Source organism: Nostoc sp. (assembly GCF_036917935.1).
Lineage (GTDB): Bacteria > Cyanobacteriota > Cyanobacteriia > Cyanobacteriales > Nostocaceae > Nostoc.
On record NZ_JBALEL010000008.1, the window covers coordinates 19,116 to 39,927 of the forward strand.

At 44.1% G+C, this 20,812-nt stretch carries 13 protein-coding genes; 9 read left to right on the plus strand and 4 right to left on the minus strand.

Translation table 11 applies throughout. The features are described 5' to 3' along the window. Positions 1–76 precede the first annotated feature (76 nt). The 3 genes from V7K62_RS04735 to V7K62_RS04745 are packed head-to-tail and all read left to right on the plus strand — an operon-like array spanning position 77 to position 3,999. Positions 77–1,834: a ScyA-related TPP-binding enzyme gene (locus V7K62_RS04735; RefSeq protein ID WP_334862217.1), complete on the plus strand. Its 1,758-nt coding sequence runs from the start codon at positions 77–79 to the stop codon at positions 1,832–1,834. A 13-nt stretch (positions 1,835–1,847) separates the two neighbouring features. Continuing rightward, positions 1,848–2,987: a 3-oxoacyl-ACP synthase III family protein gene (locus V7K62_RS04740; protein WP_334862219.1), complete on the plus strand. Its 1,140-nt coding sequence runs from the start codon at positions 1,848–1,850 to the stop codon at positions 2,985–2,987. 37 nt (positions 2,988–3,024) lie between these two features. Then, on the plus strand, positions 3,025–3,999 hold the full coding sequence (locus V7K62_RS04745) for an SGNH/GDSL hydrolase family protein (protein ID WP_334862221.1): 975 nt from the start codon (positions 3,025–3,027) through the stop codon (positions 3,997–3,999). Positions 4,000–4,165: 166 nt separating this feature from the next. Here the strand turns inward: V7K62_RS04745 and V7K62_RS04750 are convergent, their stop codons facing one another. Beyond that, complete coding sequence (locus tag V7K62_RS04750; RefSeq protein ID WP_334862223.1) at positions 4,166–7,846, minus strand: NB-ARC domain-containing protein; 3,681 nt, start codon at positions 7,844–7,846, stop codon at positions 4,166–4,168. A 33-nt stretch (positions 7,847–7,879) separates the two neighbouring features. Next, positions 7,880–8,020, minus strand: coding sequence for a hypothetical protein (locus V7K62_RS04755; RefSeq protein ID WP_334862225.1), 141 nt, complete (start codon positions 8,018–8,020; stop codon positions 7,880–7,882). Between the two features lie 266 nt (positions 8,021–8,286). On the opposite strand from V7K62_RS04755, the gene V7K62_RS04760 reads away from it, so the two are divergent. Beyond that, positions 8,287–8,466: a CopG family transcriptional regulator gene (locus V7K62_RS04760; RefSeq protein ID WP_334862227.1), complete on the plus strand. Its 180-nt coding sequence runs from the start codon at positions 8,287–8,289 to the stop codon at positions 8,464–8,466. A 493-nt stretch (positions 8,467–8,959) separates the two neighbouring features. Here V7K62_RS04760 and V7K62_RS04765 read toward each other — a convergent pair whose 3' ends face one another. Further along, on the minus strand, positions 8,960–9,106 hold the full coding sequence (locus V7K62_RS04765) for a ribbon-helix-helix protein, CopG family (protein ID WP_094348756.1): 147 nt from the start codon (positions 9,104–9,106) through the stop codon (positions 8,960–8,962). Positions 9,107–10,144: 1,038 nt separating this feature from the next. Between V7K62_RS04765 and V7K62_RS04770 the strand changes: the two genes are divergently transcribed. After that, positions 10,145–10,645, plus strand: coding sequence for a fatty acid hydroxylase (locus V7K62_RS04770; protein WP_334862229.1), 501 nt, complete (start codon positions 10,145–10,147; stop codon positions 10,643–10,645). 6 nt (positions 10,646–10,651) lie between these two features. Here the strand turns inward: V7K62_RS04770 and V7K62_RS04775 are convergent, their stop codons facing one another. Next, positions 10,652–10,810, minus strand: coding sequence for a hypothetical protein (locus tag V7K62_RS04775; RefSeq protein WP_334862231.1), 159 nt, complete (start codon positions 10,808–10,810; stop codon positions 10,652–10,654). Positions 10,811–11,210: 400 nt separating this feature from the next. Between V7K62_RS04775 and V7K62_RS04780 the strand changes: the two genes are divergently transcribed. The 4 genes from V7K62_RS04780 to V7K62_RS04795 all read left to right on the plus strand — a co-directional run bounded on the left by V7K62_RS04780 (position 11,211) and on the right by V7K62_RS04795 (position 20,810). Continuing rightward, positions 11,211–13,154 carry a GAF domain-containing sensor histidine kinase gene (locus V7K62_RS04780; protein WP_334862233.1) on the plus strand — a complete coding sequence of 648 codons (1,944 nt, stop codon included), beginning with the start codon at positions 11,211–11,213 and terminating at the stop codon, positions 13,152–13,154. A 13-nt stretch (positions 13,155–13,167) separates the two neighbouring features. Next, positions 13,168–16,920: a PAS domain S-box protein gene (locus V7K62_RS04785; protein WP_334862235.1), complete on the plus strand. Its 3,753-nt coding sequence runs from the start codon at positions 13,168–13,170 to the stop codon at positions 16,918–16,920. 298 nt (positions 16,921–17,218) lie between these two features. After that, positions 17,219–20,155, plus strand: a complete 2,937-nt coding sequence (locus tag V7K62_RS04790; protein WP_334862237.1) for a response regulator — start codon at positions 17,219–17,221, stop codon at positions 20,153–20,155. Positions 20,156–20,420: 265 nt separating this feature from the next. Next, complete coding sequence (locus V7K62_RS04795) at positions 20,421–20,810, plus strand: response regulator transcription factor (RefSeq protein ID WP_334862239.1); 390 nt, start codon at positions 20,421–20,423, stop codon at positions 20,808–20,810. Positions 20,811–20,812 lie beyond the last annotated feature (2 nt).

Consider the following 20,812-nt stretch of genomic DNA (forward strand, 5'->3'; position numbering starts at 1 on the left):
AAAAATTGATATTGCTAAGTTTAGCCTGTGGGATAATGTTATTCCACAAAGGAAATTATTCCTAAGTATAGTTTGTATGAATGTTAAATTTCAGGATACACAAGCGAATACCACTAAACAATTAAACTCAAGTAAACAGTCATCTCATAGCAAGCCATCCAAAACTTTTTCGGTAGCGGAGGCAGTGGTAAAAATCCTGGAAGATATGGGAGTGCAGTATGCCTTTGGTGTATCAGGAGGTGCGATCGCCCCAGTCTGGGCTGCGTTACATCAAAGTTCTATTCAGGTGTTGCACTTTCGGCATGAAGCTGGAGCCGCTTTTGCAGCGATTGAGGCGTACTTTGCTAGCGATCGCCCGGTTGTGGTATTCACTACAAGTGGTTCAGGAATCACCAACGCTTTGACAGGATTGTTAGCTGCCCGTTGGGAGGGTGCTAAGGTGATTCTGGTGGCAGCTTCAACCTCAGCACCACAGCGGGGACGTTGGGCTTTCCAGGAAACCAGCGCATACACTATGCCCAGCATAAATATTTTTAATTCGGGGCAAATATTCGATTACGCGACTAATCTCGAATCTAGTGATGAACTCACAGAGATTTCTCGAAGGCTTGCCCTCGGACTGGCACAACCAGGAGGATTTGTCGCCTATCTAAGTATCCCTACAAATATCCAGATTAGTTCACTAACAACTTCGTTCCCACGAGTAACTCTGTCTCATACTGTGGCAACAGCAAGTGAGGAAACAATTGCAGAATGTGTCCGGTTATTGTCTGAAGGGCCCTTTGCCATCTGGGTTGGCTTCGGTGCGCGCGATGCTGCTGAAGATATTCGCCAACTTGCTGAGAGAACAGGCGCAGCAGTAATGTGTTCGCCACGTGGTAAAGGGATTTTTCCCGAAGATCATCCACAATTTGTAGGAGTCACGGGCTTTGCTGGACACAAGTCTGTTTTGACATATATGCAGAAGTACTATCCTTTGCATACTTTGGTTCTGGGAACGCGCCTTGGTGAGTTTACATCGTTCTGGAACCCTACCATGATCCCCCAGCGAGGATTTTTGCATATTGACATCGACCCAAATGTGCCAGGAGCGGCGTATCCAGATGCCAAAACGTTTGCTATCCAGTCTGATATAAAAGTGTTTATGAAGGAGTTGTTGAAGCACTTTTCTGTAAGTAATAGTCGCCCAACAGCGGTAAGGCTGCCTCGACCTGAACTTGATTTAATCAAGCCATGTACCAGTGGTTTAGTGCGACCCAAAGTACTTATGGATCTGATTCAAGACGTGATTGTTGAAGGAAGCGATGCAGTAGTAATGGCTGAATCGGGTAACTCGTTTGCCTGGGGAATTCACCATCTACGATTTACTAAACCAGGCCGTTTTCGGGTTAGCACTGGCTTCGGGTCTATGGGGCATTTCGTTACGGGCGTTGTCGGTGCGGCACTGACAAAAAATAGTAAGGCTATTGCTATTGTCGGGGATGGTGCCATGCTTATGAATAACGAGATCAGTACAGCTGTGCAACACCAGATCCCTGCTGTCTGGATTGTACTCAACGACTCACGCTACAACATGTGCGAGCAAGGTATGGTTTTACTTGGGTTTAAGGGTATACATACACAAATCCCACAGACCGATTTTGTTAAGATTGCCCAGAGCATGGGAGCTGATGGCATCCGCGTTGAAAGTGAGTCTGACATTCAGACAGCACTAGAGAAAGCACTTAGCTCAAATGATCCGTTCGTTGTTGATGTAATCATTGACTCTACCCAAACTGCGCCAATTGGGAATCGTATTCATAACTTGATTTCGCAAGTAACTACAAACTATTAAGAGGAGATTGGACATGGTGCATCCCCCAGTAGGTATCTGTTCGCTTGCATTGAGCTTTCCCAGCATTAGATGTACAAAAGATTACTACAGAGAAAATTACCCAGATTTGCTCGCAACTGTCGAGAACAAAAGCTTGGCAAAGCTGTTTTCGCTTTCTAACTCCACCCCCAGCAATGAGTATGAGTTAGAGATGATGCCATATCTAAAAGACCCCTTTCGTGGCACAGTTGAGCGGCGGATACTTGCTCCCAATGAGTCGTCGCTAACCCTGGAGTATCAGGTAGCAAAAGATGCGATTGAAGCAGCAAAGCTTTCTGCCAACGACGTAGATTTGCTGCTTGTCGCCTCGTTTTTACCTGAACAAATCGGATTTGGCAATGCCGCCTTCCTTGCTCGTCAACTGGGACTTGAGTGTGGCGCATGGAATCTTGATGCATCATGTGCTAGTACTCTGATTGCCCTTCAAACTGCTTGTGCTTTAGTACAAGCAGGAATACATCGTAATGTGCTAGTGGCGATCTCTTGTACGTACTCTCGCTTCTTCGATAAAAACGATACTCTTTCATGGTTTTTTAGCGATGGTGCTGGAGCTTTCTTGGTTAGTTCACTAAAACCGAACCAAGGTATTCTTGGTACAAAGACAGTTAATACCAGTATTTTGTGCGATCAATTCTCTTTTAAACTTACTGAAGACGAACAAGGCAATCAACGGCTTCAGATGCAGGTACCCAAGGGCACAAACAAAGTTATTAGCGAAACGGCTGCGGATCTACTGCTTACTTGTTGTAAAGGGGCTATTGCTGCTGCTGGCGTAACCTTAGAGCAAATTGACTTTTTTATTTTTAATACTCCGACTGCTTGGTTTGCAAGCTTCTGTACGCGTGTATTGGGCATTGATCCAGAGCGCACAATCAATGTCTACCCTCTTTATGCAAACATTGGGCCAGCACTAACCCTAGCCAATTTATACCACGCTGCTCAACTGGGCAAAATTCGCGAAAATGACTTGGTTTTACTCTATGGCTTTGGTGCAGCCAGTTCTGCTTCTGCAAGCGTGATCCGCTGGGGGAGTGTGGCACTAGGCCCTGTTCCGGTCAATGAACCTGAATCAACAGTAAAAAGTTCCGAAACTAGAAGTATCATTCCTTGCTAAGATGTCCAGCAGGATTTAAACCGTAGTCAGAAGTTAAATGAAAAAAACAATTCTGACGACAGGATTTTTCTTGTTGTCTTTTATGTTTCCGCTTAAAATTCTAGCGGCACAGAATTATGAGGATATTTATGTTTTTGGTGACAGCTTTTCTGATACGGGAAATGCATTCAATGCCACAAATAGAACCTTTCCCCCAAGTCCGACATACTTTGATGGACGTTTTTCCAATGGTTCAGTTTGGGTAGAATATCTAGCACAAGACTTAGGATTATCCTTCAATCCTCGCACCAACTTTGCCTTTGGAGGGGCTACCACCGGAGTCGATAACATTAGCGTTCCTGGGTTCCCCGGATTAAAACAGCAAATCGCTAGCTTTACAGCAGAAAATCCATCTGCTAATCCCAACGCCCTCTATATCGTATGGGCTGGTGCTAATGATTACTTCAGTTACTTTGGGGGAGGTGTTCCCAACCCTAATCAGGCAGTTGCAAATATATCCGCAGCAGTTACATCGCTTGCTGCCATAGGCGCTCAAGATATTATGGTAGTTAATCTGCCAGATTTAGGAAAGTTTCCAGTTGCAAACTTCAACAGTCAAATACCCAGCTTGTTCAGTTCGTTGACCGATGCACATAACTCTAGCTTGGACGCGACTATCAACTTTTTGAGCCACCAAGTAAATCCTGATATCAATATCATTCCCTTCAATGTTAATGACTTATTTAGGAGGATAATCGCCGAGCCAGGGGAATTCGGTCTAACGAATGCTACTAACTATTGCATACAAGACTTAAGCGTAATACCCTTAAGTTTACCTACACAACCAATCCCCTGTAATCCTGATCAGTTTTTATTTTGGGATCCAGTCCATCCTACAACTGCTGCTCATCGGCTAATCGCAGAATCAGCACTTTCAGCACTGAATGCAGCTTCTGTCCCTGAACCTTCTGCTGTCTTAGGAATTTTGGCTTTTGGTGCTTTAGGAGCAGTTTTGGTATCGCAACGCGAATAGCTATCAGCAAGCATAGAATAAAACAGCCTCAACGCTAGAATGAAAGCTTGATTCAAGCTCTGTAACCCAAGCAGTAGGCTCACAGTTAAGTCTGTGCTTTTTAGTTAGCCTATATGTTTGTAAAAATAGTCGTGGAATGATGATAGCTAGTTGCTTGCATCAGAATTCAAGCTTCTTCCAGCTTAGTAAGTGTACTACTAGTCCTCTTTATATCAATTGCACCTAAAGCTTTCATAGTAGTAATAGTCCCTTCAGTTATACCTGTAACATCAATGATGTTCATACCTTCATAAGGTCTAGAGCTTCTGAGAGTTTTTAGGCACTCACCAGTCTTTACATTCCATAGCTTAATCGTCTCATCTTCGCTACTACTAACCAGGGTATGACCGTCGGGACTAAAGGCGACCGACCAGACTAACTTGCCATGTCCTGACAAAGTTTTTATACAGCTATTTGTGCGGACATCCCACAGCTTGATCGTTTGGTCTCCACTGGCACTCGCCAGCATCCCACCATCCGGACTAAAGGCGATACAGTACACGGAATTGCTATGTCCTTGCAAAGTTTCAATACACTGACCAGTGCTAACATGCCACAACTTCACTGTTTGGTCACTGCTACCACTCGCCAGCGTCCCGCTATCTGGACTGAAGGCAACTGACCACATCCAATCAGTATGACCCTCCAAAAGCTGCAAGCAACTACCGCTGCGGATATCCCATAGCCTTACTGTTTGGTCATGACAGCCACTAGCCAGCATATTACCGTCTCGGCTGAAGGCAACAACCCATACCCAATGGGTATGCTCCTGCAAGGTCTTGAGACACTGACCAGTACGGACATCCCATAGCCTTACTGTTTGGTCATGACAGCTACTAGCTAGCATATTACCGTCTGGGCTGAAGGCAACTGATGTGATCCGATTACTATGTCCGCGCAAAGTTTTCAGGCATTTACCAGTACTAGCATCCCACAGCTTCACTGAGGAGTCCTCACTGCTACTTGCAATTATAGTACCCTGAGTATTAAAGGTGACTGATGTGACCCGATTACTATGTCCACGCAAAGTTTTCAGGCACTGACCAGTACTCGCATCCCACAACCTCACCGTTTGGTCACCACTACCGCTTGCAAGCATAGTACCTTGAGGGTTGAAGTTAACCGACCAGATGCCATTAACGTAACCCTGCAAAGTTTTAAGGCACTGACCTGTGCTGACATCCCACAGCTTCACCGTTTGGTCTTCACTGCCACTTACTAGTGTATAATTATCTGGACTAAAGGCGACTGACGACACCCTACTACCATGTCCCTCTAGAGTGTTAAAACACTGACCAGTGCTAACATCCCACAACTTTATCGTTTGGTCGTCGCTGCCACTGACTAGTGTATAGCCATCAGAACTAAAAGCAACAGAATTTACGCAGTCACTATGACCCTGTAGAGTCTGAAAGCATTGACTGGTAGTAATATTCCATAACCACACTGTTTGATAATGACAGGCACTAGCCAAAGTTTGACCATCTGGGCTGAATGCAACTGACCTAATTCCACCGTTACGACCCTGTAGAGTCTGAAGGCATTGACCATTCCTAATATCCCATAGCTTCACAGAGGAGTCATCACTACTACTAGCAAGGATATTACCTTGAGGGCTGAAGGCAACTGATGTGACCCGATTACTATGTCCTTCCAAAGTTTTAAGACATTTCCCTGAGCTAGTATCCCACAGTTTCACGGAGGAGTCTTCACTGCCACTGGCAAGCATGGTACCTTGACAACTGAAGGCGACTGACCAGATCCCACCTTTATGCCCCTGTAAGGTGGCGAGGCATTGCCCGGTGCTAGCATCCCATAGTTTCACTGTTTGGTCATCGCTGCCACTGGCAAGAAAATGACCATTGGGGCTAAAGGTAATTGGCCAAATAAAACCCGTGTGTCCCTTGTAGGTAAGCAGTTGTTTTCCATCCGCAACTTGGTACAGGCGAACTTCACTATTAGTATCCCCCGTAGCCAAGAATTTTCCATCAGGGCTGAATGCCACTGAGTGAATGCCTCCCAAGGTTTCAGCAAAAGTACACTTAGCTAGATTGGCATGAGCGAAATTTACATTGTACAAATTTACATTCCGCAGGTCTGCTTGCCAAACAGTCAGATAAGAAAAATCATAGCTATTTAGATTCGTCTCCAGGTGACAAAGCAGATTGAGAATATTGCCCGCCGTATACCCTGGTTCTAGCGGAGATTCTTCTCGCAGTCTTGCAAGAATTTGAGTTAACTGATTTTCAATGTTTTTTTTGCTTCTTAAGCCATGAAGCAATCCATCTAAAACTGGTTTAATGATCAGGCGAACCTGAATATCTTTAACATAGTCTTTACCAGTCGCCTTCATCAAAGCATGACACCTAAACAAATCAATATTCTGAGTGACAATTTCTTCACAGACCTGTTCTATCAATCTACTAGTCATATACTCCATGACCACAGGCTGAAGTGTGAATAGTGCTTCACTTTTTTCAATCAGCGTAGGTGTTGGCATTAGCGTTCGCGCAGTGTCTCCAAGAGTTGCGGTAGCGAGTCCTCTCCCAAGGGGAGACGCCAAGGGCGAACGAACATCAGTCTCTCGTAGAGAAGCCTTCTCGATTAGCGATCGCCTTCCTAAAGATTCCAGAGCCTCTAGTAATTTTGCTTGTGGTACTTGTGATGTAATATCTTTTCGCAATTCTGGAAGCGCCATTGGCTCACGATTAATCGCTAGCCAATACATTATTTCCTTTTCTAAATCTGACAAGCGCTCAAATTGCTGCTCTAAGATATCGCGGATGTCTCCAAAGACAGCCGTGTCTTGTTGCAAAAAGTCAGTCATATTACCATCAAAAACATCTTTAATAGTCGTAGCAACTATCTTTAAGGCTAATGGATTGCCTGCATAACGTTCAATTATTACTTTCCATTCATCCTCTGCCGCCGATAGCCCCTTGACTTTGAGGATTTCTTGCCCTTCTCCCACTTGCAAGCCACTCAGTGGTAATGAGCGAACAGGTAGCGCTTGTCCTTCCAATAATGCTACTTCTCTAGGTTTTTCACGACTAGTGATCACTAAGCAGCTTTGATGAGTTGCCTCTCCTGCTCGTCTTAAAAGCTCACCATATTCCTGATATCCTTCTCGATAAAGTCCGGCGCGGCTGCCACTGCGGAGAATTGATTCTGCATTATCAAGGATTACTAAACAGCGATAATTTTGTAAATAATAGAGTAGTCGTGATACCCGATCGCTAAAACTTTCTGGTAAGTTACCTTCTGTTTCCTGTTCGTCAGATAGAAATTGGATTAGATTACCTAGAATAATTTTAACAGGCGGGGCTTCTCGTAGCGATCGCCAGATCACATACTCAAAGTTGTCCTGAATTTTTTGAGCAAACTTTACAGACAGTGCTGTTTTACCAATGCCTCCTATTCCCAATAATGCGACCAATTGGCAGCGCTCATTGAGAATCCATTGCTCTAGTGTAATAAGTTCTTTTATACGCCCATAAAAAACTGAGTTAAAGATAGCCTCTCCCCAATCTAGACGAGTATTTGAGCTTGAATAGTCACTTTTATCTATTTTTAAGTTAAAAACTGAAAAAAGCTTCTCAATAGTCTGTTTGTCAACTCCTCCTTCCCGATTCAATACTTTCGAGATGGTAGCGGAATATAACCCAGAGCGTACACTCATTTCTTCAAGAGTGTACCTGTTTCCAAAATTTTCCTTTGCTTCTGACTGATGCTTTGCTTCCTTAATTTTTTGTAAACCCTTGGTAGTAAGTGCAACGCCACGCTTACGTCTCCAATTCTGTAAAGTCATGTATTAACTCACTGTTCGTGTAATCACTTTTGACTAAAAGGAATTATCTACTAGGTTGCTATAGATATGAGGTAATAGCCATAACAAACGAATAATCTCATGTTGTAGAGGATTTAAAACAGGTATATTACCAAAATATTCACTGATAAAAACCACCTTTGGCAATCCACTCATCTCGCTAATTCAACACCGCTTGCTCAACAGACAATCTAGACTGTGGGGCATTGCTGACATCATCTCTTCAGCCGAAAGCTTCTTGCACTTGGTAATGGCAGATTTATTACGTGTGGTACTAGTTATTTAATACCTTGAGTTTTCAGTAATATTTTTGGGGCGTAAAGCTTAAGTTCAATCTCAAAATCTCGATTTTCACTGGTAAAGATCGCTCGGAATTGGCAATCTTGATAAGGAAAGTTTGTATATATCTAGCTTATCAATCAATGAATAAAACTGCTGCACTTAAATTTACCCGTTTGACAACGCCCACTAAAAAAAGGGCGCTTAAGCGCATTACCTTAAACTTGACATCAGATGAAGCCCAAAACCTGGAAAAGTATTGTGAACAGACAGGCAGACTAGCAATAGATGTAATTCGGGAACTCATTCAAGCCTTGCCTTGACCGGACTTTTCAGCCTTGGCGTGAAAAGTCCCAGTCCAGAGGAGTCATAGCTGAAGTAGAAGGTGTTGCAAATTTAGGCAAAAGTTTTCAACTTGACTCTGACGCGACTAATTCAAGAGGAATAATCAAAGATTAGCACCTTCACCACTGGATATTTGCTATTTCAATGTCGTTGTTTGTTGGGAAAATTTTAAAAAATAAAGGTTAAAGATTATTCTCTGACGAAAGTGACAACAGAATAAAGATAGTCTCCGAACGAGAGAAACAGTTTGTTACTTTTCATTGTGCAACTTAATAATACTTATCATATCATTTTGTTTTTGGCGTGCTGCGCTCGTTTCCGGCGAGCGTAGCACACCTTCACTGAATTTTTACGCCCTTCTCAATCCTCACAAAAAATTACCACTCGTAAATTTAATACCTCCAATTCAACCAAGTTCTAATGCTTATATCTTGAGAATGAACCAAGGTGAAATGGTTCGCAAATCTACTTTTATTTCGTCAGTGGCAAGGCTCGAATGAGTTCTCGAATCACATCCGTTGCTGGTCTACCAGTTTGTTCACAATATTTTTCAAGGTTCTTGGCTTCATTTGATGCCAGGTTTATAGTGATTCGCTTGACCGCCCATTTTTTGTTCATGCTAAAACAGATAAATCGTGTAATCATCACTTCAAATAATGATTTTACCTTCCAACTGGAAAGTAACCTCAATTTTGGATATACCAAGATACCCTTTTAATAGAATACGTTGTAAATAAATATTGCAAGTGTGCTTTACTGATTTACTAACTTGTTTATAAATGATAATATCCGTACCCGTAGAGTGAACCAAGCTACGCGCAGCAGCGACCACAAGAGAAGGGTGACGCATAGAGTCGCCAGTGTAGACCTCTTACAAAAGTCGCTAACACCCCACCCCCAGCCCCTCCCCGCTCTTCGGGAGGGGAGAATTTGACGTAAGTTAAAGGCGGGGTGGGGTTCTTTTTTTGATTTATGCAACAAGTCTTCTCTACAACAAGAGCGAGCGAATTCAAACGTGCTCGGCAAAAAAGATAAATTCTAAAAGTATCCATATCTTTCCAATGTTCATTCATGATTGAAGACGCGGGTTTAGAGCTACATTCTGGCTCGATTCACGGAAAGCTAACTCTAGATACTCCAAATTTTGCCGCCTTTCAATTGAATTAGAAATCTGCTTTACTCACTTCAATTACCCAGTTTACGTTAGCAGAATACCTCTTGATATCCTTCTGATTAAATTCCTAATTAAAGCCTAATTGCAATTAATTTAGAATTAACAATGTTGAAGAAAGCCTTAACCTAAATTTGTACTATTTTTAACTCAACCTTTGCTTACGCTGTATGCCTTAGTAAGAAGATTGTGTAGTAACTATGGCAAAGTACTATATTCCCATCGGGTTTAAGATGTATTCTTGCCATTAACCCTAAAAGTCAAATTGGAGGTTATTAGGAGTTGCTGTTTACTCCATTAAGGATCGGAGATTCATGAAACTGCAACTGACCCAATTACATATACTCTGAGCCAAATTAACTGGAGCGTAGACATACGAGACTTACAGATGCTGCTTGCATAGCGGAAAACTATGTGTCTACGCCCACAGCATAACATTTGCATATTTTCTGTGGAGTTTTCTTAACTAAACTTGAGGAGTACAAATGCTTGAGGCTATCGCTGTTGCTTGGTTATTACTGTTTTTTGGCGATTTTCTATCTACATTCTTTTACCACCTACCCGAGCACGTTTTTGGTAGCCTTCATTTAAAAACACACCACTCTTGGAAAAAGGACTTCCGCCACTACGCTATTTTGACTTTTAATCCCCAGGTTCTTTTAGATGGTATCTTGGGAGCTTTACCTTATGTACTTATAGCAGTAGTCTTGTGGTCTTTCTCTCCCATTGGCGTTATCTCCGGATTATTGCTTGGTCAGTTTCATGTATGGTGGAGACACATAAGTGTACTGGGTTGGCAAACTCCAAAGCCTGTAAATATTTTATGTCAAATTCTATTTATTACCACTCCTGAGAGACACTGGTTACATCATCACAAAACTAATTTAGGTTTCGGTGATATTTTCACCTTCTTTGAACAACCTGCACAAATGTGGTTGCGCTGGCTGCGATTACTCAGACTTCGTTTTCGCTACTCTCGGATTTAACTGAAACTACCGCTTACCTAAATACTTTTTAAAATTACCAAAAGAAGCTGCGATCGCAGCTTCTTTTTGTACACTAAAGGGGATTATTCCAGTCTCAGAAATGCGCTCACCTACATACTCAAAAAAGCTGATTCCCAATTTACGAGTAGTAGCAACAAGAGACATCAATTAATTATAACTTAAACCTATAAAAATATTTTGTTCTAAAAGTTTTACTTATATTTCTTCGAGAACTTATCAAAAAGTAAGCAAGTTACACAGGCGAAAGGATGCTTCTGGTACGGAATTTAAAGGTATTTGCTACCCCTCAACTTCGCTGTTATATCACCAATTTTTTTGGGAAGACTAGTCTTAATTAGTAAATTATTATATCCCTAGATTTTTATGACAATTCCTCTCTTTTCTAGAGATGGTGGGTATAGCTTACTTATCCCAAGAGCTACGGATAGCTACGGAGAAGAAAGCAGGAGGTTGCAATACAGTGTAGGTAACTCTTGGAGACGCTACGCGAACAGACCGATACTGATTACCAAAAATTTGCAACCTGCTCTAGATGAGGTCTTTTATGTCCGCAGTTAACCTCAGAAAGATGCTCAACAAAAAAGAGTTGCCATCTCTGATTCATAACTTAGTCTACCAGTTCAACATCGCCATTGATGTTGAACTGGTAGACGGCACGAAACTGATTAGCATTGGGGAGCAAACTGGAGAAAACCGATATCCGATCGAGGTTTCAGGAGAAATCATCGGTTGGGTTGTTGGGGAAGAACAGGCAACTCTACTTGCGACTTTGCTCTCCTTTCTGGCAAAGCAGGAAGCTGAGAAGAAAATACTCGCCATAGAATTGCTGGAGCGATACCAGGAAATTGATTTGTTTGACGATATCTCAACTCAACTCACAACAAGTTTAGATACGCGACAGATTGCCCAACTTGTGCTTCAGGAATTGAGTCAATTAATTGAATCGTCTGCGGGGATGATTCTGCTACTGAGTCCTGATGCAACTGCGTTTGAAATCATTGCGGAATTTGGAGTGTTTTTTGACCACAGTCAGCCGGAACCGGGTAAGGGAATTATTGGCAAGATTGTGCAATCCAACCGAGCAGAACTCGTCAATGATGTGCAAGCCGATCCTCGATTAGAGGGGCAAAAAAATATTAATGCACTGATTTGTGTACCTTTGCGAGCCAAGGAGCGGGTACTAGGAGCGATCGCCATTGGAACGCCCAAAACGGACTCATACAAGGCTGAACACCTGAAACTTGTCAGTATCTTTGCCTCTCAAACAGCGATCGCCATTGACAAAGCTGTAATTTACGAGCATAGCACTCAAGTAGCCATCCAGGCAAAAGCCCAGACAGAGAAACTTCAGCAAGCTCTCAATGAATTGCAATTAGCCCAAACTCAGTTGATCCAAAGCGAAAAAATGTCCAGTCTAGGGCAACTCATTGCCGGAGTTGCCCACGAAATCAACAACCCGGTTAACTTTATTTGCGGCAATTTAAAATATGTTGCCGAATACGCCAATGACTTGTTGCACCTGGTGCAAGAGTATCAGAAATTCCTACCTGTTGCTCCTTTAGAGTTGGAATCAGAGCTAGACAAAATCGATCTGGAATTTATCATGGAGGATCTCCCCAAACTGCTGAATTCGATGAAGGTGGGCACTGATCGCATTGTGGAAATTGTGCAATCTCTGAAAAACTTCTCCCGCCATGACGAAGCCGAAATGAAAGCCGTCAACATCCACGATGGCATCGACGGAACGCTGATGATTCTTCACCATCGCCTGAAAGCAGATGTTCGCCGTCCGGTAATTGAAATTATTAAAGACTATGGCAAATTTCCCCTGATTGAATGCTACCCCGGACAGTTGAATCAGGTATTTATGAACATCCTGGCAAATGCCATTGATGCTCTAGAGGAGGGAATGGTCAATGAAAAAATATCTCCCTCTACTGCCCAAATCACTATTCGGACTGAAATCCTCGACAACCAGTTTGTGGTGATTCGCATTGCCGACAACGGCCCAGGGATGAAGGAGGATGTGATTCGACGCATTTACGATCCCTTCTTCACCACCAAAGAAATTGGCAAGGGAACCGGATTGGGTATGGCAATCAGTTACCAAATTATTGTGAACAGACACCGGGGATTTCTCAAGTGCCGTTCTGCGCCAGGTGAAGGGACAGAATTCTGGATTCAGATTCCCATGAATTGTGCAGTGGTGGACGCTGCTGAAGAACAGAATAGCACCTCTGCCTCGCCAACTCCCACTGCCGATGCCGACGGCTTCATTCCATCAACAACTCCAATGCTCAAACCGACGGATTTGCTAATCCGCCATAATCAACTGATTCAGCGACTTTCAGAGCAGAGTCCAAACCTGGGAGCTGCATCACCAGAGCAAATTTACCAGATGTTTCAACGTAACCCAATTTCCTTAAAGCTTTACGCCACTTTATTGTCGTGGTTCAGTTGTCCTAACCCTACCCACATCGACCACTAAAGAAACTTCAATCATGTTTAATCAACTTGATGAATACAACCGTCAGCTATTTGAACAATGCCCCACTGGGCTGGCACTGTGCCGAACAGATGGGACGCTGATTCATATTAACCCCGCCTATGCTGCTATTTTAGGGCGCACTGTTCTAGAAACCTTGAATCTCACCTACTGGCAGATTACCCCAGAAAAATATGCTACCACGGAGCAATCTAGCCTCGAAGACTTGGAACGAACTGGTCGCTATGGGCCTTATGAGAAGGAGTACATCCACAAAGACGGGCACTTGGTTCCAGTCAGGTTATCTGGACTGATGATTGAGAAAGATGGAGAGCAACTGATCTGGTCTAGTGTGGAGAACATTAGCGACCTTCGAGACGCCCAGCAGGAACGCCAACATACTGAACAAATCTTGAAACAGAGTGAAACCCGATACCGCTCTCTGGTGACAGCTACTGCACAAATTGTCTGGGTATGTACACCAGATGGAATTTGCTTTGAACTGGCAAGCTGGATAGCCTATACAGGTCAAAGTCTAGCGGAAGCTGAGAATGGGGGCTGGATTGATGCTGTTCATCCTGACGATCACGCCTATAACGCAGAAGTATGGAGTGCTGCTGTGGTAAACCGGAGCATGTATCAAATTGAATACCGAATTCGTGGCCAGGATGGCAACTATCGCTACTTTTGGGTCTGGGGTGCCCCCGTCCTAGAAGAAGACGGCAGCGTTCGGGAGTGGATTGGCACCTGCACTGATATTCACGATCGCAAGCTGGCAGAAACCGAAAATCAGCGTCTTAAAGAACGATATCGCTCGTTAATAACTGCTACTTCACAGCTTGTCTGGGGAGCTACCCCAGAAGGACTGGGAATAAGCAGTCAAATGCTCACCTGGATGGCCTATACGGGGCAGAGCGAAGCTGAAGTTGAGGGTTGGGGCTGGATTGATCCAATTCACCCCGATGACCGTGCCCACTCCACAGAAGCTTGGAATGCTGCTGTGGCGAACCGAAGTATCCACCAAACCGAATATCGGCTGCGTGGCAAGGATGGCACATACCGCTACTTCTCTGTCTGTGGTACCCCCGTCTTAGAAGCAGACGGTAGCATCCGCGAGTGGATTGGCACCTGCACCGATATTCACGATCGCAAACTAGGAGAACAAACTCTGCAACAGAACGAGCAACGGTTTCGCTCTCTGGTAACTGCCAGCTCCCAAATTGTCTGGGTGGCTACACCTGAAGGACTGGGGGTGAGCAGTGAAATGCTTACCTGGTTAGCGTACACAGGTCAGAGTGCAGATGAAATCGAGGGTTTGGGCTGGCTCGATCCGATTCACCCCGATGACCGTACCCACACAGCCCTGGCCTGGACTACTGCTGTGGCAAATCACAATCTTTTTCAAACTGAATACCGGATGCGTGGCAAAGACGGCAAGTACCGCCATTTTGCTGTGTGCGGTACCCCCGTCTTGGAAGCAGACGGTAGCATCCGGGAATGGATTGGTACCTGCACCAATATTGACGATCGCAAACTAGCAGAAGCCGAAAATCAGCGTCTCATGGATATGTTAAATCATTCCAGCGATGCGATTATTGTCCGCGACATGAGCGACAAAATTTTGTACTGGAATCAAGGTGCAGAAACGCTCTACGGTTGGACGCGTGAGGAAGTGAAAGACCAATGCATTCACGCATTTATCAAAAAAACCTTTCTCAAACCAAAGGAAGAAATTATCGCAGAGTTATTACAGCAAGGTAATTGGGAAGGAGAAGTGGAACATCTTACCCATCATGGCAAATTGATTATCGTCCAGAGCCGATGGACGCTGCAACGGGACATCGACCATCAGCCCTGTGCTGTGCTGGAAATCAATACCGACATCACTGCCCGCAAACAAGCAGAAATCGCTCTGCGGCAACTGAATCAAGAACTGGAAGGCAGAGTTGTAGAGCGGACGGCTGCCCTGCAAAATACCCTAGCAGAAGCGCAGGGATTAAATGCCATTTTAGATAACTTAGCAGATGGTTTATTAGTGGCAGACACCGCAGGACAAATCACCCACTTTAATCCTGCCTTTTTAGCTATGTATGGATTGACAGCTACCGCCCTCAATGGTCACTACCAGGAACTGCCGATATCTGGTTTAGCAGGACTAATTGCACAAACTCAGTCCCATCCCAAAGAAGTATTTTCTGCCGAAGTTGCCCTGACGAAAGAACGCATTGGTCAGGCAGTGGCGACCGCCATTTTCAAAAAGACGGCAGACTCAGAACCCGCTGCATGCTTCGGTTCGGCGCTGCTGATTCGGGATGTGACGGCAGAAAAGGAAATCGACCAAATGAAGACCGACTTCATCTCCACAGTTTCCCATGAACTGCGGACGCCACTAACTTCTGTCCTCGGTTTTGCATCGATCATTCAAGAAAAGCTGGAAACCGATGTCTTCCCAATGATTTCTACCGAAGACCGCAAGCTTCAGAAAACCATCAAGCGGATAGGTGACAATCTCAACATTATTGTGTCGGAAGCAGAACGGCTGACATCTTTGATTAATGATGTCTTAGATATTGCCAAGATGGAAGCAGGTAAGGTGGAATGGCAGATGCAGCCCCTTGATCCCAGCGAATTACTCGATTGGGCAACCAATTCTACCGCCGGGTTATTTGAAACCAATGGCTTGCAGTTGGTGTGCGAGATTGAACCTGGACTGCCTCAGATATTAGGCGATCGCAATCGTCTACTGCAAGTTTTAATCAACCTGATTTCTAATGCCGTTAAATTCACTGAATCCGGTTCTGTGATCTGCCGCGTTAAACAAGAGATCGAAGGTGTTTGCATCAGCGTCATCGACACAGGCGTTGGTATTACACCTGAAGATCAGCCAAAAGTGTTTGAGAAATTCCGCCAAGTTGGCGACACTCTCACCGACAAACCCAAAGGCACAGGGTTAGGACTGCCCATCTGTAAACAAATCGTCGATCATCACGGCGGTAGAATTTGGGTTGAGAGTGAACCAGGGAATGGCAGCATATTCTCCTTCATTATTCCCACCTACGTCAGCGATCAAAAAAGTACTGCTAATCTGAATCTGGATACCCTAGTCAAACAACTCAAAGAACACGTCATCACCACAAACCCTGTGGTCAACCAAAGCCGTAAAACCATCTTGGTTGTAGATGATGACGTTAACATTCGGGAACTGCTCCGTCAACAACTGGAAAACGAAGGCTACAAAGTTCGGGAAGCAAAGGACGGCGTGGATGCAATTCATCAAATCAAAACAGCCCGTCCCGATCTGATTCTCTTGGACGTGATGATGCCCCAAATCAACGGCTTTGATGTGGCAGCCGTTCTCAAAAATGATCCCCACACCGCAGACATTCCGATCATCATTTTATCAATTATTGAAAACAAGGAACGGGGCTACCATATTGGCATTGATCGCTATCTCACCAAGCCCATTGACACAGAGAAACTCCTCAACGAAATTGGCTCACTGCTTTACCAGGGCACTTCTAGTAAAAAGGTATTGGTTGTAGATAAAAATGCATCAACCTTAAAAACCCTATCAGATGTACTGCAAACTCAGGGATACAGCGTGATTGAAGCCTCCGATCCGCAAGAATGCATCTATAAAGCCCTGTCAGCCAAACCTGACATGATCATCATCGATTCTATTTTCTCTCAAGAAGCCGATTTGGTGAAAACCCTACGCTTTGAGAAGGAGTTGGAAAATGTATTTTTTATTATGCTATCTGAACAGTAATTCCTATGACCCTTAACAATTCAAAATTGCCCTGACTGGTTCCTAGCCTGAAGGCTGGGAACCCATCCTGGGAGGGCTGCCGCCTCCTCTTTCTTGGCCAGAGGCAGCAGCCCTCTCGGAATACATTCCCAGCCTCCAGGCTGGGAACGAGGCAACACAAGGCTTTGGGCTTATCTTAGTGCCATTCCCCTATGACCCATAACAATTCAAAATTCAAAATTCAAAAATAACAATTGGCCAGGACAAAAAAATACAAGTATTTTTGTAAACAAACTTAATTTAAGAGTTATCAAGAACAATGCTAAAAAACTCTGAATTATTGAAAATCGCTGACCAAGGAATTCTCAAACAATTCCTGATCACTTTCTTACCACTGTCCGTCCTGGTTGGGGGGGTACTGATGATCATTCACCAGGCAGAGAGTAAAGCTGAACGGGGCGCAATTTCCATCAACGAAACCCGTAACGTTGATATGCAAGCCAAAATAGCTGCTAGAGACTTTAATTTAATTAAGTCTGACTTGATGTTTTTGACTACCCAAAATGAGCTACAGTTCATGCTCAACCGACCTGTGGATGCAACTAAAACACTGGAGTTGAGGCAGGCGATCGCTAAAGAGTATTTTTCCATGTCTGAGCAGAAGCAACTTTATGACCAGATTCGCTTTCTGGACACAACTGGCAAAGAAATTGTCAGAGTCAACTTGAATCAAGGTCAGCCCAACATTGTCCCTGACGAAAAACTGCAAGTCCAAGCAAAGCGTTACTGGTTTAAGGACACCTTACCCCTGAAATCAGGCGAGGTCTTTGTTTCGCCCCTGGATCTAAATATTGAGCGGGGCAAGATTGAACAACCGCTCAAACCAATGATCCGTTTTGGCACTCCTGTATTTGATTCTCAGGGGCAAAAACGCGGCATCGTTGTGCTGAACTATTTAGGTGAGAAATTTATCCAGAATCTGCAAAAAGAAAACTCGACAACTTTAGGCGAAACGCTGCTACTCAATGCTGATGGTTACTGGCTTAAAGGACTAAAGCCAGAGAATGAGTGGGGCTTTATGTACGAAGACCGCAAAGACCAGACCTTTGCAAAAGTCTTTCCTAAAGTCTGGCAGCAAATAGGCACAAGAGAGTCGGGACAGTTTCAAACGGCTGATGGGTTATTCACCTTCAAAACCCTGTATCCGCTACTGGAAGTTCAAAAAGCTCAATCCAGCACGGGGGCGACCCGTGCCTTCGATTCCAGTCAAGGGAAGGTGGATGCCAAATCTTACCATTGGAAAATTGTGACTCTTGTCCCCTCTGCGATCTTAAATGCGCGATCGCAAACTTCTTTTCATCGACTCCTATTTTTCGACATTATTTTGACTGGGTTGATTGGGGTGGGTTCCTGGCTGTTGGCCTTATCCCACTTACGACGGCAACAGGCAGACACAGAACTGCAAGCAACATTTGCTGACCTGACTGCGATTATTGACAATCTAGCAGATGGGTTATTGGTAACTAACACCATCGGCCAAATTACCCGCTTTAACCCGGCGCTGCTAAAAATGTTCCAGCTTGGCGACATTGACATCAAAGGAAAAGACTGCGGAGAAATTTCTCAAGCTAAAATCGCCGATTTGGTAAAGCAGACTCACAAACAATCCAGAGAGATATTCACTGCTGAGATTAATTTAGCAGCAGACCGGGTTGGTCAAGCTCTAGCAACCACCATTTTCAAAGAAGCCTCTAAAGATCAGGCGGCGATGTGGCTAGGTTCGGTAATTCTGATTCGGGATGTGACGGCAGAAAAGGAAATTGACCAAATGAAAACCGACTTCATCTCCACAGTTTCCCATGAGCTGCGGACGCCACTAACTTCTGTCCTCGGTTTTGCATCGATCATTAAAGAAAAGCTGGAAACCGATGTCTTCCCAATGCTTTCTACCGAAGACCCTAAGCTTCAGAAAACGATTAAGCGGGTGGGTGACAATCTCAACATTATTGTGTCGGAAGCAGAACGATTGACATCTTTGATTAATGATGTCTTAGATATTGCCAAGATGGAAGCAGGTAAGGTGGAATGGCAGATGCAGCCTATTGATCCCAGCGAATTACTCGATTGGGCAACCAATTCCACCGCCGGGTTGTTTGAAACCAATGGCTTGCAGTTAGTCAGTGAGATTGAACCTGGACTGCCTCAGATAGTAGGCGATCGCAATCGTCTACTGCAAGTTTTAATCAATCTGATTTCCAATGCCGTTAAATTTACTGAATCCGGTTCTGTGATCTGCCGGGTTAAACAAGAGAACGAAGGTGTTTGCATCAGCGTCATCGACACAGGCGTTGGCATCATACCTGAAGATCAGCCAAAAGTGTTTGAGAAATTCCGTCAAGTTGGCGACACCCTCACCGACAAACCCAAAGGCACAGGGCTAGGACTGCCCATCTGTAAACAAATCATCGATCATCACGGTGGTAGAATCTGGGTTGAGAGTGAACCAGGTAAGGGTAGCACATTCTCATTCATCATTCCTACTGCTGAGAGCGATCGCAAAACCAGTAGCAGTCTGAATTTAGATGCGCTAGTCAAACAACTCAAAGAACACGTCATCACCACAAACCCTGTGCTGAACCAAAACAGCAAAACCATTCTGGTAGTGGATGATGACGGTAACATTCGGGAACTGCTCCGTCAACAACTGGAAACCGAAGGCTATAATGTTCGGGAAGCGAAAGACGGCGTGGATGCGATTCATCAAATCAAAATAGCCCGTCCCGACCTGATTCTCTTGGATGTAATGATGCCCCAAATCAACGGCTTTGATGTGGCAGCCGTCCTCAAAAATGATCCCCACACCGCAGACATTCCGATCATTATTCTGTCGATTCTTGAAAACAAAGAACGGGGCTACCACATTGGCATTGATCGCTATCTTACCAAGCCCATTGACCCAGAAAAACTTCTCAAGGAAATTGGCTCATTGCTTTCCCAAGGTACTTCCAGTAAAAAGGTATTGGTTGTGGATAAAAATGCCTCAACCTTAAAAACCCTATCGGATGTACTAGAAACTCAGGGATACAGCGTGATTCAAGCCTCCGATCCGCAAGAAGGTATCAATAAAGCTCGATCAGCCAAACCTGACATGATCATCATCGATTCTATTTTCTCTCAAGAAGCCGACATGGTGAAAGCCCTACGCTTTGAGAAAGACTTGGAGAATGTATTCTTCATCGTCCTGTCCGATCGCTAATCGAATTTTAGATTTTAAATTTTGGATAATGGAATTGTTGGCGGAGCCTAAGAAGAGAAGATTCAAAATCCCAAATTTCAAAAGGTCTGAACGCGAGAGCGTCTCCTTAGCGCCCAGCCTCTCGTAGAGAAGAGTTTCCCCCGAATTTAAACGCGAGAATAAATCTATTATCCAAACATCTAAAATTAAATGACAGAGAGCTAATGACTTGATTGCTATGAGTCAATCTAAAATCTAAAATCTAAAATCTAAAATCCAAAATTGTATGACCCAGAAAATTCTGATTGTTGACGATGAACCCAATATCTTGATTTTGATGGAACAAGCCCTAGAAGCATTAGAAGATGAGGGCGTTGAACTCCTAACTGCCAGAAATGGAGAAGAAGCTCTCGAAACTATTAAAACTGAAAAACCAAATCTAGTTTTTCTCGATGTGATGATGCCTAAAATGAATGGTCTGCAAGTCTGCCACATTGTTAAACACGACCTGCAAATGACTGATATCTACATTGTGATCTTGACAGCTAAGGGGCAGGAATTTGATAAACAAAAAGGAATTGAGGTTGGTGCAGACTTGTATCTAACGAAACCATTTCGACCCAAAGAAGTACTTGAGAAATCAAAGCAGGTGTTGGGCTTTTCAGGAAAGTGTTAAAT